Source organism: Sphingobacterium paramultivorum, assembly GCF_014109745.1.
GTDB classification, from domain to species: domain Bacteria; phylum Bacteroidota; class Bacteroidia; order Sphingobacteriales; family Sphingobacteriaceae; genus Sphingobacterium; species Sphingobacterium paramultivorum.
Genome location: NZ_CP058555.1, coordinates 113,383 through 137,875, shown reverse-complemented (window position 1 = coordinate 137,875; position 24,493 = coordinate 113,383). Strand labels below are relative to the sequence as shown.

Sequence of the window (24,493 nt, the reverse complement as noted above, 5' to 3'; positions counted from 1 at the left end):
ATCAGATCTCATTTGTGATGTTTTGTTTGAAAAATGCGATGTCAGCTTCGGAATAAAAACACTGTGCTAGCATCCCATGCAAAAGATCATTTTCATTTTGAACGACAGCTTTTTTTAAGGGTTCAAAGCGTCTGGTAAAACGCTTTTTTGTGGCATAATAAATATGCAGAATAGGATTATTGTCAATAAATTTCTTTCTGTGCGCTATAATCTTATATAACACATGCTCTTTATTCCTTTCCTGTCGGATCTTCAATGCTAATGAACGGTAACATGCGCTGAGTTCATGATAAACAGTCAGCTCCATGATACCTCCCATACTTCCAAAATACCGAAAGAATTTTGTTTTCGAAATATTTAACGATGTTAAAATAGCATCCAATTTAAGGTTTTGAAATCCACTGTCAATCAACAGTGGCTTCAAATCTTCAATTGCTTGCCTTATAAAACCATTGTCTTCCATCTTTACTACCTGTTACTTTCAATTTACACCCCTAATTAGCACCGCCACCTAAAGCTTTGTAAAGAACTACTTCGGTATACAGTCTTTTACTTTTCACTTGCATCTGATCAAGTTCGGCTTGTAATTTACTCTGTTGTGCAGTTAATACCTCAAGGTAGGTAGCCATATCATTCTTAAACAATACTTTGGCCTGTTTAACGAGTTGTTGATTGCGCGCTACAAGCTGATCATTATATCGTTGTTGATCTTGAAGTGATGCGATTTGCTCCAACGTATTTGACACCTCACCTACAGCCTGCAAAACCGTTTCTTTAAATTGCAACTCTGCCTGTTCAGATCTTATGATCGCTTGGTTATGGGCAGTTTTTAATTGACGACCCTGCAATAGCGGTTGCGTCAATGAACCAGACAGCATACCAAATAAGGACCCAGGAACAGTAAACCAATTGCTTGCGGTAAATGAGTTGAGACCGCCCTGCGCTGTAATACGTAAGGCGGGGTACATATTCGCTCGGGTCACTTTGATATCAGAAACTGTCTGTAAAAATGTATATTCAGCCTGTTTGATATCTGGTCTACGGCTCAACATATCGGCAGGAACACCTGTCGCAAAAACGTCCCGCTCCACTAAACTCAAAAGATCTCCTCTTGAAATACCGTCTTTAGGAAATTGTCCAACAAGAGCTTGCAATGCATTTTCTTGTATCGCAATGTTCTCTTCAATGACGCGTATGGACTTCAAGAGATTATCACGGCTATTTTCCATCTGCTGAACAGCGAGGGAGGTACTCAGACCAAGACGTTGCTGAACTTGGGTAATCTGGAGCGTACTGTCTACAATAGCCAGATTCTGTTGAGAAATTAACTTTTGCTGATCAAATAAAAGCAAATTGTAATAGCCCTGTGCTATTCCAGCGATCAATCCAGTACGTACCGCAATGGTCGCTTCCTTCTGGGCGAGGTAGCTCGCGAGAGCGCCGGCATTCTGGTTTTTAATCTTACCCCATATATCCGCTTCCCAAGATAAGGTGAGTGTAGATGAATAGTCTTCCATATAGGATTTGCCCATAAACTGACTTGCCATCATACCATTCATGCTATTGTTGGATGGTCTATTGATGGAGGCCGCTCCAACGGACAGATCTACGACAGGAAGATAGCCCCATTTCATCTTTTTCATCGTCTCTTGTGCCGATTCGATTTGCTTTACGGCTACAAGCAAATTATTATTATGCAGCAGTCCACTATCTATTAGTGCAATCAACTTTTCATCTTTAAAAAAATCACGGTAGGAAAGCGCGGCAAGATCCGCAGCTGTATCGACTTCAACCGATTCATTTTTTGTTAAAAATTGTTGGGGCAGTTGCTCTTTCTGCAAGGTTGGAATCTCTTTATTTGTTTTACAGCCTAAAAGCAGTAACAAACTACATATAATACCCAAACATATATTATTTTTTGATCTCATTTTTTAATTCTTATGCTTCTGTAGTATTTCTTCTAATGCTGCCCTTCCAATTCATGTTGCTCATATTCCCAATCTTCTGGGTCTATCGGTTTTCCACTGAGGCGTTCCTGCAGGTATTGGAATACCACAAATAGAATTGGCGTAAAGAAAACTCCGAGGACAGTCCCGGCCAACATCCCAAATACAGCTGCATAACCAATAGAATGGTTACCTATCGCTGAAGGACCAACCGCAACCAGTAGCGGCAACAAACCTGCAATAAAGGCCAATGAAGTCATCAAAATAGGACGCAAACGTGCTTTCGCACCTTCAATAGCTGCCGCTGCCAATGGTTTTCCTACTTTCCGCCGCTGCAATGCAAACTCAACAATCAAAATCGCATTTTTAGCCAGCAAGCCGATTAACATGACCAAAGCCACTTGTACATAGATATTATTGGAAAGCCCACCCAAGGAGATTCCCCAGAATACACCCAGCAATCCCACGGGAATCGCCAGCAACACTGCAAAAGGCAAAATGTAACTCTCATATTGTGCTGATAAGAGAAAATAAACGAAAATAATACACAATCCAAAGATCGCAGCTGTTTGGCCAGAAGCCCCACGCTCTTCACGAGCCATTCCTTTCCAATCTACAGTAAACCCCTGCGGAAGTGAAGATTTACCTACTTCTTCGATGGCCGCCATTGCTTGTCCTGTACTGAAACCCGGTGCCGCCATAATGGTTAGATTAATCGCATTAAAGAGATTAAAGTGTTCGACATTCTCTGGTCCGGAAACAGGTTTTAGCTCTACAACACTTTTGAGCGGTACCATCTGTCCTAATTTATTTTTAATGCTGATTGTTTCAATCGACTTGGGATCAGCGCGGAAGCCCGGTTCTGCCTGCAGCACCACACGATAATATTTACCAAAACGATTGAAATCAGACGCTTGCATACTTCCGTAATAGGCCTGCATAGCGGTCAATACATCGCTCACATTGAGACTAAGCTGTTTGACCAATCCCTCATTTACTTTCATTTCATATTGAGGGAAAGAAGCATTAAATGTCGTAAAGGCGAAAGCTATCTCCGGCCTTTGCATCAGATTTCCAACAAATGCATTGGAAACATCATTGAAGGCTTGCAGAGTACCCGAGTTCCGATCCTGTAACACGACTTCAAGTCCAGAAGTATTCCCGAACCCTGGTACGGTCGGCATCCCTGCCACCAAAAATGTGGTCTCATCCTGTTGGGACAATATTCCCTGAAACTGACCAATGAGCTGATTGATATCTTTTACGTCTCCGCGCTCTTTCAATGGTTTCAAACGAAGCATGATCGCTCCCGCTGAGGATGATGTACTGAAACTCATCATATTGAGCCCTGATATATTGATGATACTTTCAATGGCAGGATGATCTTTTAACATATTTTCAGCCTGTTTAAGATGCTTTCCCGTCCGATCCAACGATGCTCCGGGAGGGTCATTAGCCAATACCATTAAAAAGCTTTGATCTTCATCTGGTATAAAGCCTGTCGGCGTGGATCGGAATGCATATACAAACAATCCGATGAATAATGCTAGTCCTGCAAAAGCCACAGACTTTTTCTTGACCAAAAATATAATGGACTTGGCATAACGATTGGTCAATTTGTCAAAGCCTGCATTAAACGCTGTAAAAAAGCGTTGCTTAAAGGATACTTTTTCTTGCTCGTGATGGTCATGTTGTTTAAGTAAAATTGCACAAAGAGCCGGGCTCAACGTGAGAGCATTTACTGCAGAGATCAAGATTGCCATTGCTAAAGTCAATGCAAATTGTTGATAGAATACTCCGGTGGGACCATCCATAAACGCCACGGGTATAAATACGGCAGACATCACCAAAGTAATCGATATAATAGCTCCGGTAATCTCACTCATGGCGGACATTGTTGCAGAGCGCGGGTTTAGCTTCTTTTTCTCCATTTTAGCATGGACGGCTTCCACCACGACTATTGCATCATCTACCACAATACCAATGGCTAGCACCAGTGCAAACAATGTCAGCAGGTTGATCGAGAAGCCAAATACCTGCATAAAGAAAAATGTCCCCACAATAGAAACCGGAACCGCAATGGCAGGAATAAGCGTCGAGCGAAAATCCTGTAAAAAGATAAACACGACGATAAACACCAAAATAAAGGCTTCCAACAAGGTGCTCAAAACTTGTTTGATAGATTGATCCAAAGATTCTTTAGAGCTATACGGGATCTTGTATTTCACTCCTGGAGGAAAGGATGCGGATAATTCTTTCAAACGATTATTCATCGCGATTTCGACTGCATTTGCATTGGATCCCGCTGTCTGAAAAACTGCTACCATAATCGCCGGCTTATTGTCAAAGCTGGTTGTAACGGTATTCGTGTAGGAGCCAAATTCAACACGAGCAACATCCTTTAATAGTAAAGAAGATCCGTTGTTGTTTGCTCTCAAAATGATATTCTCATATTGTTCAGGCTCGGTATATTTGCCCTGATAGCGAATCGTGTATTCAATAGATTCCTTAGAACTTTCACCAAATTTGCCTGGAGCAGCATCTTTATTTTGAGATTGTATGGCTGCCGCAATCTCCTCTGGCGTAATATTATACGTAGACATACGTTGCGGATCCATCCATACACGCATCGAATAATCCTTATTTCCAAATACCTGTGCATCTCCAACTCCAGTGATGCGTTTTAACTCAGGAACAATATTTATTTTGGCATAGTTCTCCAAAAACAGCTCATTTGCGTTACCTCCGTCTGCATATAAGGTCAACATAGCGACGATGCTATTCTGGCGCTTCATAGTGGTCACACCGATCTGGTTCACTTCGGAAGGCAGCATACTAGTCGCCTGAGAGACTCTATTCTGCACATTGACAGAAGCCTGATCCGGATCGGTTCCTAACTTGAATACCACATTGATCATCAAACTACCGTCATTACTAGCGGTCGATGAAAGGTAATCCATATTCTCCACTCCGTTAATTGCATTTTCTAAGGGAGGGGCTACTGATTTAGCGATAACTTCAGCGCTAGCACCTGGGTAATTTGCTGTCACCGTTACGGTGGGCGGCGCAATTTCAGGAAATTTGGTAATGGGTAATGATGTCATTGCCACCACGCCCAGAATAACCAATAATATTGATATTACGGTCGCTAGTACCGGCCGTTTAATTATTTTTTTTAACATAATAAATTGATAAATAAGACTCAGAATATCGTATAACTACGACAGACAACTTACTTTTTAGGCGTAACGATCGCTCCAGGCCTAACAAAACCTAAACCACCTGTAATAATGCGATCTCCAGCTTGCACCCCAGATAGCACATAGTAATCTTCAGTGGTCTTCCCTCCAACTTGTATATCGACCTGACTAGCTCTATTGTCTTTATCCAGCTTATACACATATATTTTGTCTTGCACTGCAACAGTAGCCTTTATAGGAACAAGTAGTACATTATCAAGTGCCGTAGTCATTTCGATGCGGCCTGTATTTCCCGCTCTTAATTCCCTTTTAGGATTATTAAATCGGGCACGAATAGCTATAGATCCTGTATTTTTATCAAATTGTCCGGTCACAGCATCGATAATACCTTTTTGGGAATATTTGTTACCATTAGACAGCGTGAGTTCCACAGAGTCTTTTCGCTGATTTCCCTCCTGTTTTGTCTGATAATTGGCAAAATCGCTTTCACTCATACTGAAGTATGTGTAGACCTGATTGATATCTGTCAATAATGTCAGCGGTTCTACTGATGAAGCGCTGACCAAGCTCCCTAAACGATAGGGAATCCGACCGATATATCCGGACACAGAAGCTTTAACGAGGCAAAAGTCGAGGTTGATCTTCGCCGCATTCATTGTAGCTTTGGCCTGTTCTAAGCTCGCTAAAGATGCTTCATATGATGCTTTGGCCTGCGTCACTTGTAGATCAGAGACAATTTTGTTGTCTACCAATTCAACTTTTCTATCAAGATCAATTTTAATGTTTTTAAGATTGGCTTCAGCGACACGAACTGCAGCTTTCGCTGTGTTATATTGCTCAACAAAAGGCCGGTCATCAATTTTAAAGAGCAGTTGACCAGTGTGGACATAAGCTCCCTCATCAACAAATATTTTATTTAAATAACCTGAAATTTGAGGTCTTACCTCAACGTTTGTAATTCCCTCAACTGACGCTGCATAGGTATTTTTTGCTTCACCGCTTCCAGTTTGAACTTGCTGCACCGAAACTTCGGGAGCAGCGGAATTTGTCGCCGGAGTTCCTTTACTCTGGCATGAAAAAAAACTGACGAGTACTCCTAATCCTACAACAGTGTTCAGACCGCTCTTTAAATTCATATATTTTCCTTTATTTTTGATGCGTACAAATATAGAGGCCATATTTGCGTCTAAAAAGACAGGAAGATCCATCAACTTGGTAAAAAGACGTAAATATTCATTATGACTTAAATTAGATAATGAGTATTGCAGTAAAAAAAAGGGACAATCACCTTGTTGATGAAGTCCCTTTCGTTGTCCTTATAATAATAACTAAAATTAATGCATTATTTATAAAATGAATAGTCAAAAAGAAGCTATTAATTAGTAAAAAGACGGATTAATAGTAGCTTATGTAACATCTTATGTCAAATCACAGCCCAAATAATATGATAACCCATTGATAACAAATAGATTGACATCTTTCATCACTAACTTACAATCGTTTTCATTTTTAAGTTCTTGTATTTCCAGGCATTGAAGTGCATTATTTATTGTACCTAACACAAAATTGTAAAGTATATTGCTACTTTCACTTGTAGAAAAACTACCTTCTATTTTGCCTTTATCGATCAGATCAACAAAAAAACTCTGAAACATGGCGACTATCTCACGTGCTTTATTCACGATTGGCTCACTGACGTCAATCACTAAGGTTTGAAAAAGCAATCTCACACCATTAGCCGAAGCGCATGAATAATCAATACAGCGATTAATAAAAGATTTTAACTTTTCCTTGTAATCAGCATGGAGTTTTATTGCTGCAAATATCTCCAAGATATCTTTTTGTATATTTTCCAAAATCTGAACAAGTAGGTTTTCTTTATTTTGGAAATAATAAGATACCATTGACGTATTCATTGGTACAACACCTGCGATATCCCTTATACTCGTGTTATGAAATCCGTTGATCGAAAACATTTCTTTAGCGACTTGTAAGACAAACTCCCTCCTGTTGTCCATCTTGCCATTTAATTTGCTCTTCATACCTCTTATCAATTTTATAAATGTATTTGCACACCATTAGTTTTTAAATCTCTTTTTTCAAAAGCAGATTTAAAATCACGAATGACTCCAAAACTTATAAAAAAGACTCTTTTTAAATAAAAAAACGTAAAGACTTACCCAGAGCTCAATTTTTCACCGCTACTCAGAATTCCAAAGCCCTTAATCTAACTATCAATAATCTAAAAATAATATTGACACTAGCTTCTCCAGTTAAATATTTTGGGTTTATCTGAAATCAAATGCTATCAGAGTTTCAAACAAAAAATAGCCAAATCTAAATTAAAGATTTGGCTATTTTTATCGATCGGCATCCTTTTTCATCTCATATTGAGCACAATTACTTCGGATCGAACTTTACTCAGCACCTACTGAGGAACATTAGACATAACTTTGGTTTTCACCTTTTATTCTGGAAGCTCCGGCATCGCAATCCGACGCTGTGTTGGTGTACTTACAGCCTGTAAAAAAGCTATGACAGCATCGACTTCCTGTCGCGATAAATTCAATCTTTTTAACAACGGTGAATGTATAGGTCTTGTCTTTTCATCAATTTTCACATGCCTTTGTATAGGTGCTGGATTACCAAGATTATAGAGTTCGACCACATCACGCAAGGTCGGAAAGTTGCCGTGATGCATCCAGGGACCTGTCAGACCTGTATTTCGAAGCGATGGCGTACGGAATGCGCCAATGTCTTTTTGATCTCCTGTGAGATGATAGTGACCAAAATCCTGTTGTTTGCTTCCGTACAGTGCCTGTCCATCATTATGAAAAAGATTGTCAGAGAACAAAGGTGTGTTGTGGCAATTTATGCAACGTGCTTTGGTACGAAACAAATGTAGGCCGGTAAGTTCCTCATCGTTCAATGCATCGGCCTGCCCCTGTACAAATCGATCAAATTTTGTTGGATGGCTCACAATACCACGTTCAAAGGTAGCGAGCGCCTGTTGTATTCGGCGCAAGGTAATCTGTTTATCCCCAAAAGCTTGTTCGAAGTATTTCGCATAGCCGCGCACAGCTTTTACATGTGCTATTAAAGTATCCAACGGTGTATTCATTTCCAAATGGTCTTGTGTCGGTAGCAAGACCTGATCTTCCAGGCTCTTAGCACGGCCGTCCCACATTAAAGACTTGTAAAATGCGACATTGTACAATGTCATCGCATTTCTTTTTCCCTCTCGCCTTCCATGTCCGTGCGCGAGACTTTTTCCATCTCCAAATCCCAATTGCGGATCATGACAGCTTGCGCATGAGATTTGCTTTGATGCTGAAAGTCTGGGGTCAAAAAACAATAACTTTCCGAGCAGCGATTTTTCCTTGCTATAAGTATTATCTGCCGGATAGCTTACCTCGGGCAATACCCCGATATCCACAAAACCAGGCCTTACAGCCGAATCGATATGTGGTTTGGGCCATAGTTCCTGACGTCCACTACTGTAGCGTTCGCGCAATTCCTGTAGTTCTTCCTGCTCGTCAATACGATCTGCAAATGCCGAAATCAACAAAGGTGCAATAAAGATTGCGATAACAATCAGTGTATTCTTCTTCATCAAAGTCCGCTTCCTAAAATCCATATGCTATCATTAAATTCACTTGTTTCCGGGTGGTCCCTATAGGGGCAAGATTCTCGCGATTTAGATCAGATAAACATGCCGCTTTTTGATAATTATAGTCTGCTACCAAGTGAATGAAATTTCCCTTTTTTAAGCGCTGTTTGAAACCCAATTTTACTTTACTCCCATATAAATTTGCACGATTATAAAGGACATCATGATAAAAAACATATTGATGGAATACGTTTTCATTGATTAGCGGTAGCGACCAGGATGTTCCTATATTTTGGCGAAGAGAACCTGTGAGACCAAATTCTATTTCTTGATTCGCAGCGGTTATATAGGTCCACGCTCCATTGAGTTGATAGTTTAAATGCTCATAGTCCAGACTTGTGCCAGTGCCGCCATCCCTTCTGATTTCATTCAATAAACCAATTTTACCCCCGTAATAGTGTCGCCACTTTTTCTTCGCAAGCATATAAGATAAATTCAATGCTCCATTATCATTCTGGTAAACATAATTCTGTGCATTTCCACTTTCTGTTACCTGGTCCTTTCCACGTGTACTGGACCAATCAAGTGATGCCATATAAGTCTGATTTCCTGTTGACAGCTGCCATACCAAATTGTAGTCTAGTCGATTTAAATTATACTGACTGAGTTCATTGATGCGAGACTCGTTCCGCAGCGTTTGTCGATATTTCTGTTCCTCACGTAGATAAGCTACATTGCCATAAAAATCCCCTATTGAAGAATTCAATGAGGAGTAAAATTTACCACCAAAGCGCTTCATGTCGTTCTGATAGAACATCTTCTGCTCCAGTAGCCAGTCACTCACCTTCCATCCGTATCCTCTGATAATATAGTTCATGTAGGGCGATTCCACAGCGCTTGTGGCCGAATTTCCATTTTTATAAGCGATTTCAAAGTCCTCCTGCCCATAACCATACTTCCCTTCGAGACCAATATCAACGTTTTTGACGATACGCATACTACCGCCTAGCGTACCGTTAAGTTGCGCTACGCGTATGCTACCTCTCGGATCATTATTGCTAAAATGATTTGCTACCTGGTAATCGAATCCACCAAAGACAGCATATTTTCTATCTGCAAAATAACGCTGTCCCCTTGTCTGGATACGATAGGTCGTTCGTTCATAATGATTGTAACCATAGGAGCCAAAATACCAGGGGGAAGAGGTGTTTTCTCTGGTCTGATGGGCAAACCTCGTACTATCTTCGACAGATCTCGTATAATTGAAACGCCCCCACAAGCGTACATCTTTAATAGTAACAGCTCCCTCCGAACTAAAATTCAGCGTATTTACCCGCTGTGCGTCCTGGGCACGGTGATAATCGCCCGAGGTGGAATTATATCCCATACTAATCAAACTGTAACGCTGCGGCACCTTCTTTTCCAGCCACATCGGGTTATCGATAGCATACTGCCGTAAGCGCAATTGCATGCTATCTTGATCAATATATTGAATATAGGATATGGTATCTTGTCTTGCTATCGCTTTGGCCGGAAGCTGGGACAACGCCCCAACAAATAGGCATAAGGTAACTTGAATATAATCTTTCATTTTTCTTCGCTTAATCAATAAATCCCTTTGGATTTGCCTTCATTGACAAAAAATCATCACTTGAGTTATTAGAATCCTCCAATATTCTTCTTCCATTGATGATCTCTTTTGTTTTCCGAATAACTGAATTTGAGGAACGCGCACCTCCGTCTACAGCGATAGATCCAGCATCGATTTTTGCCGTAAATCGTTTCGGATATTGTGTTGAGGTTGAGGACTGAATTTCCACACCATCCAAAATATTAGCTACTGGAATCTGAAGGTAATCTGTTCCCAAATTTTCCCGTCCATCGGCATATGGCGGCATATAGCCCTTCCAATTGATTACTGGTCCCATGTTCTGATCACGGAAAATGATCCAGCTGCGTTGACCCGCTTGGTTCATAATCATGTCAGCACCATTCCCCCGGTTGATCAGGCGTATATTGGGGACATTTGGATTATCGATATCAGATGCCAAAGGTTTGGTACTTCCAAGATAGGGTACATAATAAGCTTCAAAATCTGCCTTGCTGAGATCAATGGTAAGGCTCGGATTCTTTACGGAGATCGCGACTCCATCAGCTCCTACATAGGGCGACTGATGGTTAGCTGCTGTTGAGGCAACAACAATACTCTCGCCCGGCAGAATCGGATAGTCTTTTCCACTGCCCGGAAGCTGGATGATCAGATGAGCATAGACATAATCATTATTGGCATCAATATCCTGTGGCATACGATACGACTTACTCCAATCATACTGTCCACTATTGGGCTGGTATACATAGGTCGTACTCGCATTTGTAGTACCAAAAGCTTCGGCTATATAGAGACTGTCTGCATAGCGGATCTCATCTGAATTATTATAGATTTCGATAAATTGATCCCTAAAACTAGCGCCTTGATTGGCGTCTGAACCTGCATAATAAATCTGCTTGATAACCAGGCCCTCCTCATTACTATTACCGGTCAGGAGAGAAAGATCCCAATGTGTCTCCGCCGACCCTTTTACGACTTCTATTCGGCGTATCACCGAACTAAAAGTGACCTCATTGTCTTCACGCTGCCCCGTTAGCTGATTGAATTCTGCAGCACTGAATTTTTTCACGACCTGAACATTATACGTATTAGGCGCCAGATCCACGAACTCAATTACACCATTTTCATCAGATTTTACCGTCAACAACAGTTTGCCTTTCAAGGTATAAAGATTTAAAGTAATATCATCTAACGGTAATTTATTGGCATAGGTTTCACTTTCGTAAGATGTACTCAACGAGATGTCTACCGATCCATTTTCGGCATAGATGTCTTTCTGACAGCCGCTAAAAAGATAACTGGAGCCAAAGATTAAAAGTATAAGTTTAATGATGATTTTCATGGCGTTATAGTTTAAGTCTGAGTTGTGCACCGTAAGTAGGTTTACCATTCGGAATGATCATGGAATTATCAGAACGTTTGTACTGTGGACGATAATTAAATACGTTATAGACATGAAAAGCCAAGCTTAGCCGTTTGCTGATTTCCTTCGATACATTTAAGTGGAAATTTGTATAGACAGCAGGCTGGTTCTGATTGTTGATTTCTTCTATAGGCCTTAGCGTATGAGCGTAATTGACATTATTACGATCAAAATTGTCTATGGCATAATAGGTTCCATCCTGCGTATAATAGCCGATAGGTATGCCGTCGGACGCATCGGTATTCGTTTTATTCATGAGGTTAAGTTCGGTTGTGAAATTGATCAACAGTTTAGCCTTAGGAATATGCGTACTTGAAGTAATTGCAGCGTTGCTCACCGTAGTCGTCCTGCGCTGTGTTGGATATATTGCAGATTCTGCACGATTAGGATTGTCGGTGTTGTTGGTAAATGTCGCCATGTTTTGCAAGGGTCTATAGGTTGATTTAGTCAATCCCGCCCTTAGATTAAATGAGGTAGCGATCGCCGTCCATTTTGGGGTAGATAGCATGAATTCGATCCCCTGAGTTCTTTTGTCGCCAGCATTCATAAATTCAAAGCGCGATAGCCTATATTGTTTTGTCCCCTCAATAATATAAGGAACTTCCGCATTGGGATCTGGATTATCGTCGTATTTGTCCAGCAGGATTTTCTCAAAACTGTTAACGGTAACGACATCTCTATAATTCTTTTTATGATAAACGTTCACCCCCCATTTAAAATCTTTATATTCATAGGTGGCTGAAAATTCAAGCTGCTCGGACAACGAAGGCTTAAGCTTGCTATTATCCGGTGTAAATTTATCTACATACATCAGGTAAAGGCTATTTGCCTCATCGACACTTCCTCCATTAAAAGCAGTATGCTGATATAAAGGAATTTCATAAAATACCGGTCCTGGATACAATTGCGCTAATGCGGGCGCCTTACTTGCCCAGCCATACGCAACACCCACTGTCAGCGCTGGGGTAACTGCATAGTTAATATTCGTGCGTGGTGAAAATGTAACATATTTTTCAAATTTGTCCAACCGTGTACCAATACGGATATTCAGGTCTCGATGCGCTATTTTCGCCGTAAAAAGGTCCTCTGCATAAAATCCCAGCTGTTGTTGTCCATGAATTAGTGAGACATCGTAATAGCGTTCTTTGCGAATATCAGCATTTGCCGCGATAGTATTATTACGTGGTCTGGATGGATCGACAATCTGTCCTTTTCCTATATTTTTTGAGTAATTTAAAAATGCACCAAAATTCACTTGATGCAGCAGCTCGCCCGTCTGAAATGTGCCCGTCAGATCTAGACGTGCTGTTAAATCGATGGGTTTACCCTCAATATTGGTTACAGCCTGATAGATTCCGCTTGCATATTGGCCTTGATGAACTCCCGTTTCTGTGGCATCTGAGTAGATAATATAAGTGCCGTTGACGTCCTGTTCTTTGTATGTATTCTGATAAGTTTCGCTATAACGGACATTCAAACCGATATTGGAAAGAAAACCTCGGTCAATCCGATAATTGGCGCGGCTTCCAATAGAGAAATTATATGATTTGAAACGCATGACCGCAGCTGTTGGATCATCGCTATCACGACGGACTTTATCCATGTTGCGACCATAATCTATGGATAAGGTATTGGTGAAAGCTTTTTCTTTTCCGGCGAAGGTACTCCACATGATATTTCCGCCTAGACGGTCATAGGATTTCAACTTGTCTCTGTTGTCTTCAAAGGAGCGCGTGAAATTTCCACCAATAGTGAAAGCCCCAAACTTACGGGTATCAAAACCTTTACTAATTCCGTAAACGGTTGCATTGTCGCGGAGTTGAACATTAAAATTGAGCGGTGTTTTGCCAGCAATACGATTGATGATAATAGCACCATTTGTCATATCCCCATACTTCACGGAAGGTACACCGGCAGCAATTTCTATGCTTTCTATATTGTCTGTCGCAATCTGGCGGAGATCGGTACCTCCAAAAGTATAATCTCCGGTATAATTATCCGTGCCGACGTCACTCCCACTCAGTCCAGATATTTTGCCATTGACATAAGAATTTCCCATACCATAGATTCCAGCATTTAAGGTCTGCATATTGGTGTTGTTAGACAATGCGATACCATCCATAATCAGTGCTACACCAAAAGAATTATTGAGTGTAAATGGATCTTTGTTGGAAAAAGAGTTTGTGCCCAATGTTGCGCTTCTTAAATTAGCTTGCTGGACCTGTTGTAAAGAGGGCGCCGCGATCTTTTGTCCAGGAATAAGGCTTAATAAATCATTAATACTTAATGCGCCCGACTGTTCGATCACTTCGCGGTTGATATAAAGTGAACTATTGCTTTCCAGTCGCCTATTAGTCCGGGGAGTGACGGCTATTTCTTCCAGCCCCACACTCAACGTTGGTAATATGATGTCGGCAATAGCATTATTTGCCCCATTTAAAACAGTCGTAATGGAGGTCCCTTGTTTTCCTATCATGGAAAACTGCAAATTTGCTGACTTCAGCCGATGGGCAGGAAACTGGAATCTAAACGACCCATTATTATCCGTGAAATAATACTGGTTCAGCTCTTTAAGATGCACGGTTACCAATGGTATTCCTTTCCCACCCTCATCGACAACTTTACCTGATAAAACACCCAGAGAAGCCTTACTTATCAGAATATTCTTACCTGAGATCTGTAACTTAAGATAAGTTAACTGTTCCAGTTGATTTAAAACCTGTGGAAGCGCTCCATTTACCTCGATATTGATGCGGCGATCCATATTGATCTGAGACTCGTCATAGAGAAAACTGTAACCCGATTTTTCTTCGATCTGCTTCAAAACAGACCTTAGTGGTTGATTTTTACTTTCAATCTTCAGTTGTTGTGCATCTACAGCTAACACCTGGAAAGAAAGAATTACACCAAGAAGCAGGGCGCTTCTATTGATGGATTTAGAAAACATAGATATATGATGTTATTTTTTACGAACAATAAGTGTATTGGATTCGATACTGAACCGATAGTCTGTTGTCTGGGAGAGTTTTTCAAGCACCATTTCCAATGACTCATGTCCTATGGTCCCCGAATACATCAGTTCAATATCCGATCGGTCCTGCACAATGATTCCATATTTTCGGTTCAGCTGTTTGGCTATTTCGCTGAAAGTAGCCTTCTCAAAATGCAAAACACCCGTCATATTTTCCTTCTCTTTGGCTAAATCAAAGGATTCTACTGCAAAGGTTGCTTTGTCCTTATGATAAACAATAGCCTGCCCCGGACTTAGCAGTAGCCTCTTTGTTCCTTTTGATACCTCTACTTTTCCAGTGAACAATGCTATTTTTGACAGCTCATCATTTTCAAAAGCGTGTACATTAAAGGAAGTTCCCAAAACTTTGATTTCAAGATCAGGGGTTTGGATGATAAAAGGTTTATGGATGTTATGACTGACTTCAAAATAGCCTTCACCATTGAGACTAACGATTCGCTTATCTCCATTGAAATGCGTTGGATATCGCAGTGTAGACGTTGGGCCGAGCTTCACTTTGGTACTATCGCTTAAAAGTACATTCATATACTTACCGGTCGGTACCTGTTGGCTAACAAGTTCAGTTTGAGTGGCATTTTCAGCTATCGGCAACTGTCTTTTTAAGAATAGAAAACCCATAGATACCAATAAGAGGCTGGCTGCTGTATAGCCAATCCATCTGTAGTTTCGTAAACGATGCACTGGAGCGCCATTTTTATTAATAAAGGCCTGAAGTCTGACACGCTCTTCTGTTATCTGGGCCTGACTTGGACCGATCTGCATCAGTTTGACTAATCCTTTCGCATCTTCTACAACCTTCCGGTGCTGTGGATTTGCCTCAACCCATTGTTTCCAATATTCCATATCCTCAAGCCTTGCTTGTAGACAATAATTGATAAAGGATTCATTACAGATCAGTTTTTCCAAAGTAGGTTGTTCCATTCCTCGATATTGTGTTTACACAGTAGTGCACAAAAACTCAATTTTTTACCTGTTTTTATTTGGAAAAATTTAAAATAAGCAATAAAATCACTGACAATGAACTCTTTAATTTTTTTATTGCTTCATAAACAACGTTATAAACTGTTCTCAGTGCTGCATTTTCCATTTCCGCGATTTCCTCATAACTCTTATTATAAAAAAATTTTAGCTCAATATAACGCTGCTGTTTTTTTGTCAGGTTGCCTATAGCCGCGCTTAGGGCCTGATCCCGTTCCAATGTTTCTTCAATTGCTATTTTTTGCGATTCGATCGAATCTTCTATCGGTGTGTGCAACAGTTCTTCCAGTGGTATATTTTGGTTAGCGCCTTGTTTATAGATCAGACGTTTTAGCCATACAAAGAGATAATATTTTGGATCTGTAGTTAGTATGGGTAAATTTTCCCGCTTTTCCCATAGGTCACAGAATAAGATATGGATTGATTCTTTTACAACTTCACGGTCGGTATTAATTTTCAATCCGTAGCGGAACAGCGCTTTATACAACGAGTCGTATAAAGCCAAGAAACTGTCGCTATCGCCAGTTTTAATCGAATCCCATGTTTTTAGTACATCCAAGTGCGCAAAATAAATAATTATTTAGATTTATTCCAAATAATATTAAGCAATTAACACCACTTCTCATTCACTTTGAGTAGAGAAATTGATGCTAAACCAATATTCGAAAAGTCTTCTTTTAGTCAAAACCCGACAGTATTTTTACTATTGTAGAACATTATCTAGCGCCCCCTTACCATGTGGATAAGTAACAGGAAATACGAACTGTTCAGTAAGGCAATAATTAACTTCCAAAAAATTAAATTGTATTTCAGAAACAATTTATCTAAGTTTGGCCAAATGAAAAAAGTGCTCCTATACTTCTTGACAATTTCCTTGCTCGTCCAAGCTAGCTGGGGCTATGTTGTCATAGGTGCATTTTATGTAAACAAAGATTACATTGCGAAGTATCTTTGTGAAAACCGCGATAAACCACAATTGCACTGTAATGGAAATTGTGTGTTAATGAAAAAAATCAGGAAGGCACAGGAGAAAGAAAAGCAGAATCCAACAGCGAAGCTTAAGGCTGAAGTGTATGATTTCATTAATTCGTATGCACTATTTTCCTTCATTCCAGCTTCCGTTGAAATAAAATCGATTCCACTGGGACCGGTTTTTACAAAATATCACAGTATAGACTCAAATCGTTTATTTCGCCCCCCTATTGCTGCCTAGTTACTTTCCCTACAATGGCACTATCGGCCATTGAATTATTCTTAGAAAAAATCATCAAAGGCAACATAAATTCATGAAATACTCATTTTCCGTATTGCTTGCATTGTCAGGCAGTATAGTATATGCACAACATTCTTTACCAGATTCATCATCTAGGCTACGCGACAGCATCAGGCTTGACGAAGCTCTTGTCACTTCCAAATATTACAGAAAATACAAATTGGATGCTGCATCCAACACTTTAAAGCTACAGGTTCCCCTACTCCAACTTCCACAAAATATTCAGGAAATAGACCATAGTATCATTACTGACCAGCAGGCAATTAATATCAACGAAGCCATTAGCAGGAATGTCAGTGGTGTCATGCGCAACAATACCGCCGATTTTTATGGTCCCTTTCTATTTATGCGCGGGGCTGGGATCAATACCTTACGCAATGGTGTTGACATGTCCATGATCTATTACGGGCCTATGCCGGAAGACGCCAATATGATCGATCGATTGGAATTTATCAAGGGTCCCTCGGGCTTTATGAATGCAATCGGTGATCCCGCCGGATCTTTTAACCTCGTCACCAAGAAACCAACAGGTATCACATCCAACCAAGTTTTCTTTCAGACAGGAAGCTGGGATCTCTACCGTCTTGGCACTGATCTGGACGGCAGTTTCGATAAGGATAAAAAGTGGCGCTATAGATTAAATGCAGTAGGACAAAAATCGCGTTCATTTCAACGCTTTGCATTTAATGACAAGGTCGTGGTCAATCCGAGCCTGACATACAGTATAGACTCCACATCCTCCCTAACGGCGGAATATAGTCTTCAAAAACAATCCTTCCTGCAATATCTACTCACGGTATTCTCTCCCTATGGATTCGCATCCCTCCCACGCGATTTCAGTATTGCTGACCCACAGAAGGATCCTGTACAGGCAGTGGAACACAGCGCATTTTTAACGTATACAAAAAAACTAAGCAGAAACTGGAGCCTGACAGCGAAAACTGCTTACGCCAATAGCCACATGGATGGCAACTATTTTTTTGTATCTGCCTATGATAAAAACCGACCGTCCGAAATCAAAAGACGTGTTACTTATGAAAGATTTACGACCGATGTTGCATCCATCCAGATCTTTGTGAACGGTCTATTCAAAACAGGTGAGCTCGATCATCACATTTTGGCCAGCTTGGACGGAAATCGAAAGTCGTTGCTTGGCTATTCAGGATATAATGACAAAAATGCCAACCAAACGCTATATCCGCTAGATGTTAATAACCCCGTGTATGGTACACCATTCGATGACAACAAAAAGTCAGGTTCACTCGAAAGCATTGCGACAAACAAACAGCAGATAAAATATTTTGCTTTTTACCTACAGGATGAGCTTGGTTTCTTACAAGATCGACTACATTTAACCTTGGCAGCGCGTCTAACACAATCGACAAGCCATATCGATATCCCTGCAGAATCCAGTGTTTCGGATCTCGTCCTTACACCACGCCTCGGTGTAAATTATGCACTCAGCACAAACGCCTCAATTTATGCATTATATGACCATACCTTTACGCCACAGAGTGGCTTGAGTGCTGATGGGAGAACATTCGACCCACTACGGGGGAAAAATTATGAAATTGGTTTAAAAAAAGACTGGTGGGATGGCAAATGGAACAGTACCCTATCCCTTTACCATATTACCCGCGACAATATCTTGGTGACAGACCCTTCGACAAACCTGCAATCACAAATTGGGCAGACCAAGTCCCAAGGAATCGAGTTTGACCTCAAAGGTGAAATTGTCAAGGGGTTGAATGCCGTCATTAATTATGCATATACGGATAGTTATATTTCCGCCGATGCCAATCCAGCACTGATAGGTAAGGCTACCCCCTATCGCGTACGGCATATACAAAACACGTGGCTAAATTATCGGCTTCCTTTTGAGAAACTGGCTGGACTGAGTGTTTCGACAGGCTACCAATATCAAGCTGATAGAGCTGGCCGATATCCGCAGGATGAAATTCCTTCCATTGCAGCGCTCTTTCGCCTGGATGCCGGTCTAGGTTGGACAAACGGCAAAATAGCAATCAATGGTCTTATCAATAACCTGACCAACCGATTCAATTATGGGAGTGCCTGGACAAGGCCAATAGGTCTCTACGCCTATGTGCCCTATGCCCCGCGCGAGTTCCGGTTGAATGTATCTTATAATTTCTAGCCATGAAGACGATAACCAAATGGGCATTCCGCTGGCATGGATGGCTTGGACTAAGTTCGGGGCTATTCTTTCTAATCTTGGGGATTACAGGGTCATTGCTGCTATTCCGGCACGATCTTGACAGGGCACTCAATCCAGACATCTATCATAGGCCCGACAGCGGGCTTATGATCTCTGCAGACAGCGCCTATAGAATCGTCGCAGAAGCTTTTCCGGGTTTGGAAAAAATTGTCTTGCACGACTTTCCGCTATCATCGGAAGAACCCTATGAATTTATGCTTTATCGAAAGACCAAAAGTCCCTACAATAATCATTTGAGTTTTGCTTTTGTAGACTCACATCAGGGCATAATCCTGCGCCAAGGCAACTACGAGGAGCTTGGCGGTTCATTTTTTAGATGGATATATGCCATGCATTACAGCTTTTTACTCGGTCGCATCGGACAGGCTATCTGCGCCATTGTCGGCATACTCCTCTTATTGACGATAGTTTCGGGCCTGGTTGTCTATCGGAAATATATAAGGAAAGTTATTTTATTTCAGGTACCGCTGTACAAGCAGGGACGACGATTATACTCCTCCTTGCATCGGGTAGTGGGGGTTTGGTCGGCCTTGATCAATATAGTTTTGCTGGTAACAGGTGTATGGATGAATATCCCCGTTTTTCAGCCCCTTTTTTCTGACCACCAAACCATGGTGCAGCAACAGGGTTCATTCAAGGCAAAACCAAATTTAGATAAACTGCTAAACTACTGCAAAATAGCTGCTCCGGGATTTGACCCCATTGCGATAAATATTCCAAAGGATAACAAATCCCCTATTTTGGTCCGTGGCCACCTGCCAAGTACCACATTCTTTTTGTTTAGTGGAAAGGCGAGCAATTTTGCTTTCGATCCTGTTCATGCAAACCTTACAGGGCACATGGATATTGAAAAGGCAGATTTTTTAAAAAAAATTTCCTGGGCAATTTATCAATTGCATATTGGCGGATTTGGTGGTTACCTCGTAAAGTTTATCTATGCTTTAATCGGGTTGACACCAGCATTACTTACTATGACAGGCACCTATCTATGGTATAAACGAAATTGGTAAATTACGCTTTATTAATAATAATCAATCAATTCATCATTTTTTGAAAAACGAGTTTTTTTCCTCGCGGCCAACTATAGCGACCATCATTAAACCATTTTTTATATTCGATAAAAACTAGCCTGACTTTTTCGGGCCAGTTACGGATCTCAATTTTTGCTTCCTTATCATACAACGCGGGAGCGGGAGAATAATAATGTATAAAACTTAGATTTAGAAGAAAACCTGATAGCGTAAAAGGTGCTATTGAGCTCCTAGGTAATTGGGTGAATAGATATTTCTTGTGCTAATCATCCACTTGCTTTTCCCCGATCACAACATCGCCACGAATAGATCTTAAATAACCTTCAAAAGCGATATTCAATCCTTCAATAATCAGCTTATCATGTGCACCGACATCGCCAATTAACTTTTTGTCATCATAAGCATCACCAACAATTGCCAAAACGCAGCTCGTGCTTTGTTGTGGAAAAAGGCCAACACCTATTATTTCCTCACCAAATTTTACAAACCATGTTTCTTCATTATGGTCGTCGGTAGTATTGGGTATATGTATCGCCTGCTGCAGGTCTTTACACTTAATGAGATCAAAATTCATTTGCTTTGTTTATGTTATATATAAGACAGCGTTGAACAGAATATTGTTTTTTAGGAACCGATGACTTCCAAAAATGGGAAATAAAAATGTTACAATCTCGATATTAAGTTTAACAGTCAAAATGGAAATTTGCGCTGTAAAATTTAAACGTGCATCTACTTTATTTGGAGTAACGGTGAATAGAACATTTACAAAAAAGGCACCGTCCGACTTTCAACGCATTTGGCAGCATATAGATATAAAGCTGCACTCCAGGTCTGCCAATCCTGTCCACTAGGTATTGCATCTTGACTTTTGATCCATTCGTTGAAACCGTATTCTAATCTAAAATCTACAGCCTTCTTAACAAGCACTGTGAGTGAGAGTAATTTTACCTCTGCTAGATCAAATCGCTGTGCTTTCACTAAAGCGGCAATATAGAAACCACAGACAAAAGGCCATATTCCACCATTGTGATAATCGCCAGGTTGATTGTACTGGTTATATCGTTCATGCCATTCGCGATCTCCCGGATAAATAAATGGAAAAAAATTAGGGGGCAGATCTATAGCTAACTGTCCTTCTTTCTGCATAGACTTGCAGGAGGATTCCACCCAATCTATGATGGCGTCTGCCTTTTGGGAAGATGCTATCCCGCTAAGTATGACAAGGCTATTGCCCAGCAGATCGAACTTTCCGCTATGGTATAATTTATATGTCCATAGGGCATAATACTGATCTTCATTAGCAAATAGAATATTCACTCCATTTGCGAGCCTATCAGCACGCTCCTGATAACCTAATAATTGAAGAGCATTGTGATATATGGCGTTAACATACAACCCATACCCCAATACCCACTGTTCGTCCCGCCAGTCGCTGGTGGGTTGCTGGGCAACAACCCCGTCATCCGTAGGACTCTGGTACGTCATCCAACGTAGCGACTTGTTAACGGCACGCCCTAGAAAATTTGTATTTCCTGTCATTTTGCGGTATATTCCTACAGCCATGAGAAACAACGGTGTTGTATCACTTGCCCCCAAATTGTTAGGATCATAGACAATGGATGGTATATGGCCATGTACTGTCTGGGTGATTGCTAAAACTTCCAAAACACTCTTTATACTATCATAAAGCTGCATATTATGAGTACTAGCAATGCCAAGGATTGAAAATAAAAGATCCCGGGTATAGGGTTCCGGATACCCCCAGCCCGCCGTGCGCGGAAGGTGATGGAATGGCCCACTACTATTATTTAACAATACTCCTTCAGCAGCTAGCTTTGCAGCATTGATCTCCTCAAATTGTTTTTCGGTAAGCATTGCTCCTCTAATTAGTTGATCTTGAAATATTTTTCCATGATTTTAACAAATCGCTTGGCTACTACCCTGTAGTCGAATCGTTCTTACTCTTTTTCGCCCAGCTGCTCCCATTGTAGTACGAAGGGACGAATCTCGCATCAATCTAGACAAACAATCTGCAATATCATTAACGTCCGCCCTGTAATCTACGGTACGAGGTATATCAAAATGGATAATATGATTGTCCTCATAACCGGATTCAGTACCTAGTATAACGTTGTCAACGACAATTTCTTTGGCTACCCCTGCTAAAAGAGCCGTTTCTCCATGAACGAGTGTATCAAGCATGCCCATCGCACGGATACCAACAACAGGTTTACCGCATGCCCCTGCCTCAACCTGTGGCATACCAAAGCCCTCCAATCTGGAAGGAGCTGCGTAGATATCGCAAGCACCGATTAGATAGGGCATAAAATCGCGCGAAACGGTATTTGTTGCATATATTACTTTTTTACTAATCCCTAATCGTTCGGCGAGGTCGTTATCAGATTGATTTTGAAAAGAGGTGCGCGGCTGTGGCCATACTTTACAAACATATTTCCATGGAAGCACATCCCTGTCGATTAAGGCAAGTGCCTCCATAACTTCATTTGCGCCTTTAGAAGCTGCATCTCCACCAATAGTCAGAATCATAATCTCGTCTAGTGACACGCCAAGCTGTTTTCGTACCGCAACGATTTTGGGATCGTAATACGCATGTGGGACAAAAGAATCCGTAGGACAACCTACAGGAAGCACCTCTATCTTATCTCCTGAAATGCCGTCCCTAACATACATTTGTTTAACCCAATTAGAAGTAACCAAAATAAGTGGTAATTCGTTAAGTATTTCATTATAATTCGCAATATATCCATCGGCTACAAGCCATGGTACAGCTATTCTTCCAAAAAGTTGCGGATGCACGACGATCGACGGAACATGCCCCCAATATCCAATACCAACGACAACATCTGGCTTGAACCAATCATAATACCATTCTTTCTCCTGACAAGATTGCCAATGCGCCGCATGAACATCAACACCTATTGCCTGCAATCCCTTATAAAGTAGATCGCCCTGTGTGGACAAGCCCCCCGGAGATGGTGGGTAATCGTATAATAATAAGACTCTCATACCAATACTCCTCCTTTAGACAACCAAACCATAGCCTTTCCGGTATCTGTAAATGACCAAAACGCTTCTGTACTCGGGGTTGTAATCACCTCCCAGCCCTCCTTTGGATAACCGTATATTCTATTCATAATATCATATTTGGTATCATAAATTGCAAGATTGAGCTGATTTTTTATCGGAGCCATTTTATGTGGCCGCGGATAAAACTGACGATTGCCATCGTGATAGGCAAATGTCCAAAGTTCCTTGCTTTTTATCTTTCGGTTTTTCCAGAGCTTTATCACGGCTTCGCTAACTTCAACATGTCGTCTGTGATAAGTATACTCGCCTGAAGGATTATGTGTGATCACGAGGTCATAAACAATAGGTGGCAACAGTGCGAGAATAGTCTGTTGAAGTTCGGATTCGTGCAACGGCACCTGTCGGACCCCATCATCAAGACATCCCATTGCACCATTTGCTCGTAGCACTCTAAGTGCAGCGTCGAATTTTAAAGCACGGTCGGTATCATCCCCCCGACATACACTTATTACATACACCTGCCAATCAAAATGTTCGAGAATTGTACCGCCCGCCCAAAGTGTCTCATCGTCGGGATGCGCAACGATTACAGCTATTCTTTTTTTTGCCGAGGCTGTATCGGCAACAATGGATGGAATAACATTTTTCATCTCTTTTATCCTTTAATTTTCTTAGGCTGATGTATCAGCTAGAATCTAGCATATTGTCATCGGATGAACCTTCCTCCACTATCACACTATAATCCGTATATATTTCTGCTAATTTGTATCTCATATCAGCTATCGTTCTTTAGTTACTATTTTTTCTTCAACTCTCTTAAAAGATGTGCTAAATAATCTGTTTGTACTTTTTGAATCTTCAGTAGTTTTTTGCTTTGCTAAATGAGTAGGTGGTCCATCTATTCACTCAGGAACTTGATCTTCAATTGTATACCTGTCTCCATCGCTTAAAATTTACTAAATAATAGTATTATCGATTCATAATAAAGTTCTGATTTATACCCCACTACACGTTATACATTTAGACAAATTTGTTATATAATTGGTAGATTTTCCGATATAATACTAAAGTTCTTCGAGATTTTTTCGCTTTCTTAATAGGAGTTTTT

The 24,493-nt window shown here is 40.9% G+C and carries 18 protein-coding genes; 3 read left to right on the top strand and 15 right to left on the bottom strand.

Going from position 1 to position 24,493, the window contains the following annotated elements; genetic code table 11:
- Nucleotide 1 precedes the first annotated feature (1 nt).
- From HS960_RS00580 to HS960_RS00530, 11 genes are all read right to left on the bottom strand, one after another.
- The gene (locus HS960_RS00580; protein WP_182330986.1) at nucleotides 2–463 is read right to left on the bottom strand and encodes a TetR/AcrR family transcriptional regulator; all 462 of its coding nucleotides are present in this window, start codon (nucleotides 461–463) and stop codon (nucleotides 2–4) included.
- 31 nt (nucleotides 464–494) lie between these two features.
- On the bottom strand, nucleotides 495–1,928 hold the full coding sequence (locus HS960_RS00575) for an efflux transporter outer membrane subunit (RefSeq protein WP_182330985.1): 1,434 nt from the start codon (nucleotides 1,926–1,928) through the stop codon (nucleotides 495–497).
- 32 nt (nucleotides 1,929–1,960) lie between these two features.
- Nucleotides 1,961–5,128: an efflux RND transporter permease subunit gene (locus HS960_RS00570; protein ID WP_182330984.1), complete on the bottom strand. Its 3,168-nt coding sequence runs from the start codon at nucleotides 5,126–5,128 to the stop codon at nucleotides 1,961–1,963.
- Nucleotides 5,129–5,178: 50 nt separating this feature from the next.
- Nucleotides 5,179–6,282, bottom strand: coding sequence for an efflux RND transporter periplasmic adaptor subunit (locus tag HS960_RS00565; protein WP_182330983.1), 1,104 nt, complete (start codon nucleotides 6,280–6,282; stop codon nucleotides 5,179–5,181).
- A gap of 282 nt (nucleotides 6,283–6,564) precedes the next feature.
- A complete protein-coding gene (locus tag HS960_RS00560; RefSeq protein ID WP_182330982.1) occupies nucleotides 6,565–7,188 on the bottom strand; it encodes a TetR/AcrR family transcriptional regulator in 624 nt (207 codons plus the stop codon).
- 425 nt (nucleotides 7,189–7,613) lie between these two features.
- Nucleotides 7,614–8,783: a cytochrome-c peroxidase gene (locus HS960_RS00555; protein WP_228280142.1), complete on the bottom strand. Its 1,170-nt coding sequence runs from the start codon at nucleotides 8,781–8,783 to the stop codon at nucleotides 7,614–7,616.
- Nucleotides 8,773–10,347 carry a DUF6850 family outer membrane beta-barrel protein gene (locus HS960_RS00550; protein ID WP_182330981.1) on the bottom strand — a complete coding sequence of 525 codons (1,575 nt, stop codon included), beginning with the start codon at nucleotides 10,345–10,347 and terminating at the stop codon, nucleotides 8,773–8,775. Before HS960_RS00550 ends, HS960_RS00555 begins: the two co-directional genes overlap by 11 nt.
- A 10-nt stretch (nucleotides 10,348–10,357) precedes the next feature.
- The gene (locus HS960_RS00545) at nucleotides 10,358–11,707 is read right to left on the bottom strand and encodes a DUF4876 domain-containing protein (protein ID WP_182330980.1); all 1,350 of its coding nucleotides are present in this window, start codon (nucleotides 11,705–11,707) and stop codon (nucleotides 10,358–10,360) included.
- A gap of 4 nt (nucleotides 11,708–11,711) precedes the next feature.
- The gene (locus HS960_RS00540) at nucleotides 11,712–14,735 is read right to left on the bottom strand and encodes a TonB-dependent receptor domain-containing protein (RefSeq protein WP_182330979.1); all 3,024 of its coding nucleotides are present in this window, start codon (nucleotides 14,733–14,735) and stop codon (nucleotides 11,712–11,714) included.
- A gap of 12 nt (nucleotides 14,736–14,747) precedes the next feature.
- The gene (locus HS960_RS00535; RefSeq protein ID WP_182330978.1) at nucleotides 14,748–15,740 is read right to left on the bottom strand and encodes a FecR family protein; all 993 of its coding nucleotides are present in this window, start codon (nucleotides 15,738–15,740) and stop codon (nucleotides 14,748–14,750) included.
- Between the two features lie 55 nt (nucleotides 15,741–15,795).
- Entirely contained in the window at nucleotides 15,796–16,356 is a 561-nt protein-coding gene (locus tag HS960_RS00530; protein WP_182330977.1) for an RNA polymerase sigma factor, read from the bottom strand.
- 279 nt (nucleotides 16,357–16,635) lie between these two features.
- Between HS960_RS00530 and HS960_RS00525 the strand changes: the two genes are divergently transcribed.
- The 3 genes from HS960_RS00525 (at nucleotide 16,636) to HS960_RS00515 (ending at nucleotide 20,316) form a co-directional block, all read left to right on the top strand.
- Nucleotides 16,636–17,010: a hypothetical protein gene (locus HS960_RS00525; RefSeq protein WP_182330976.1), complete on the top strand. Its 375-nt coding sequence runs from the start codon at nucleotides 16,636–16,638 to the stop codon at nucleotides 17,008–17,010.
- A gap of 73 nt (nucleotides 17,011–17,083) precedes the next feature.
- A complete protein-coding gene (locus tag HS960_RS00520; RefSeq protein ID WP_182330975.1) occupies nucleotides 17,084–19,225 on the top strand; it encodes a TonB-dependent siderophore receptor in 2,142 nt (713 codons plus the stop codon).
- A 2-nt stretch (nucleotides 19,226–19,227) separates the two neighbouring features.
- Nucleotides 19,228–20,316 (top strand): PepSY-associated TM helix domain-containing protein, encoded by a 1,089-nt coding sequence (locus HS960_RS00515; protein ID WP_182330974.1) that lies wholly within the window; start codon nucleotides 19,228–19,230, stop codon nucleotides 20,314–20,316.
- Nucleotides 20,317–20,599: 283 nt separating this feature from the next.
- On the opposite strand, the gene HS960_RS00510 is transcribed toward HS960_RS00515, so the two are convergent.
- The 4 genes from HS960_RS00510 to HS960_RS00495 all read right to left on the bottom strand — a co-directional run bounded on the left by HS960_RS00510 (nucleotide 20,600) and on the right by HS960_RS00495 (nucleotide 24,035).
- Entirely contained in the window at nucleotides 20,600–20,911 is a 312-nt protein-coding gene (locus HS960_RS00510; protein ID WP_153846425.1) for a hypothetical protein, read from the bottom strand.
- Between the two features lie 188 nt (nucleotides 20,912–21,099).
- Nucleotides 21,100–22,212: an amylo-alpha-1,6-glucosidase gene (locus tag HS960_RS00505; protein ID WP_182330973.1), complete on the bottom strand. Its 1,113-nt coding sequence runs from the start codon at nucleotides 22,210–22,212 to the stop codon at nucleotides 21,100–21,102.
- A 42-nt stretch (nucleotides 22,213–22,254) separates the two neighbouring features.
- Nucleotides 22,255–23,364, bottom strand: a complete 1,110-nt coding sequence (locus HS960_RS00500; RefSeq protein WP_228280140.1) for a glycosyltransferase family 4 protein — start codon at nucleotides 23,362–23,364, stop codon at nucleotides 22,255–22,257.
- Nucleotides 23,361–24,035, bottom strand: a complete 675-nt coding sequence (locus HS960_RS00495) for a PIG-L deacetylase family protein (protein WP_182330972.1) — start codon at nucleotides 24,033–24,035, stop codon at nucleotides 23,361–23,363. The genes HS960_RS00500 and HS960_RS00495 overlap by 4 nt, the downstream gene beginning before the upstream one ends.
- Nucleotides 24,036–24,493: the final 458 nt, after the last annotated feature.

What these genes read in the sequence shown, in the direction of transcription:
- HS960_RS00580 (WP_182330986.1), bottom strand. Translation starts at nt 463, where the DNA reads ATGGAAGACAATGGTTTTATAAGGCAAGCAATTGAAGATTTGAAGCCA.
- HS960_RS00575 (WP_182330985.1), bottom strand. Translation starts at nt 1,928, where the DNA reads ATGAGATCAAAAAATAATATATGTTTGGGTATTATATGTAGTTTGTTA.
- HS960_RS00570 (WP_182330984.1), bottom strand. Translation starts at nt 5,128, where the DNA reads ATGTTAAAAAAAATAATTAAACGGCCGGTACTAGCGACCGTAATATCA.
- HS960_RS00565 (WP_182330983.1), bottom strand. Translation starts at nt 6,282, where the DNA reads ATGAATTTAAAGAGCGGTCTGAACACTGTTGTAGGATTAGGAGTACTC.
- HS960_RS00560 (WP_182330982.1), bottom strand. Translation starts at nt 7,188, where the DNA reads ATGAAGAGCAAATTAAATGGCAAGATGGACAACAGGAGGGAGTTTGTC.
- HS960_RS00555 (WP_228280142.1), bottom strand. Translation starts at nt 8,783, where the DNA reads ATGGATTTTAGGAAGCGGACTTTGATGAAGAAGAATACACTGATTGTT.
- HS960_RS00550 (WP_182330981.1), bottom strand. Translation starts at nt 10,347, where the DNA reads ATGAAAGATTATATTCAAGTTACCTTATGCCTATTTGTTGGGGCGTTG.
- HS960_RS00545 (WP_182330980.1), bottom strand. Translation starts at nt 11,707, where the DNA reads ATGAAAATCATCATTAAACTTATACTTTTAATCTTTGGCTCCAGTTAT.
- HS960_RS00540 (WP_182330979.1), bottom strand. Translation starts at nt 14,735, where the DNA reads ATGTTTTCTAAATCCATCAATAGAAGCGCCCTGCTTCTTGGTGTAATT.
- HS960_RS00535 (WP_182330978.1), bottom strand. Translation starts at nt 15,740, where the DNA reads ATGGAACAACCTACTTTGGAAAAACTGATCTGTAATGAATCCTTTATC.
- HS960_RS00525 (WP_182330976.1), top strand. Translation starts at nt 16,636, where the DNA reads ATGAAAAAAGTGCTCCTATACTTCTTGACAATTTCCTTGCTCGTCCAA.
- HS960_RS00520 (WP_182330975.1), top strand. Translation starts at nt 17,084, where the DNA reads ATGAAATACTCATTTTCCGTATTGCTTGCATTGTCAGGCAGTATAGTA.
- HS960_RS00515 (WP_182330974.1), top strand. Translation starts at nt 19,228, where the DNA reads ATGAAGACGATAACCAAATGGGCATTCCGCTGGCATGGATGGCTTGGA.
- HS960_RS00510 (WP_153846425.1), bottom strand. Translation starts at nt 20,911, where the DNA reads ATGAATTTTGATCTCATTAAGTGTAAAGACCTGCAGCAGGCGATACAT.
- HS960_RS00505 (WP_182330973.1), bottom strand. Translation starts at nt 22,212, where the DNA reads ATGCTTACCGAAAAACAATTTGAGGAGATCAATGCTGCAAAGCTAGCT.
- HS960_RS00500 (WP_228280140.1), bottom strand. Translation starts at nt 23,364, where the DNA reads ATGAGAGTCTTATTATTATACGATTACCCACCATCTCCGGGGGGCTTG.
- HS960_RS00495 (WP_182330972.1), bottom strand. Translation starts at nt 24,035, where the DNA reads ATGAAAAATGTTATTCCATCCATTGTTGCCGATACAGCCTCGGCAAAA.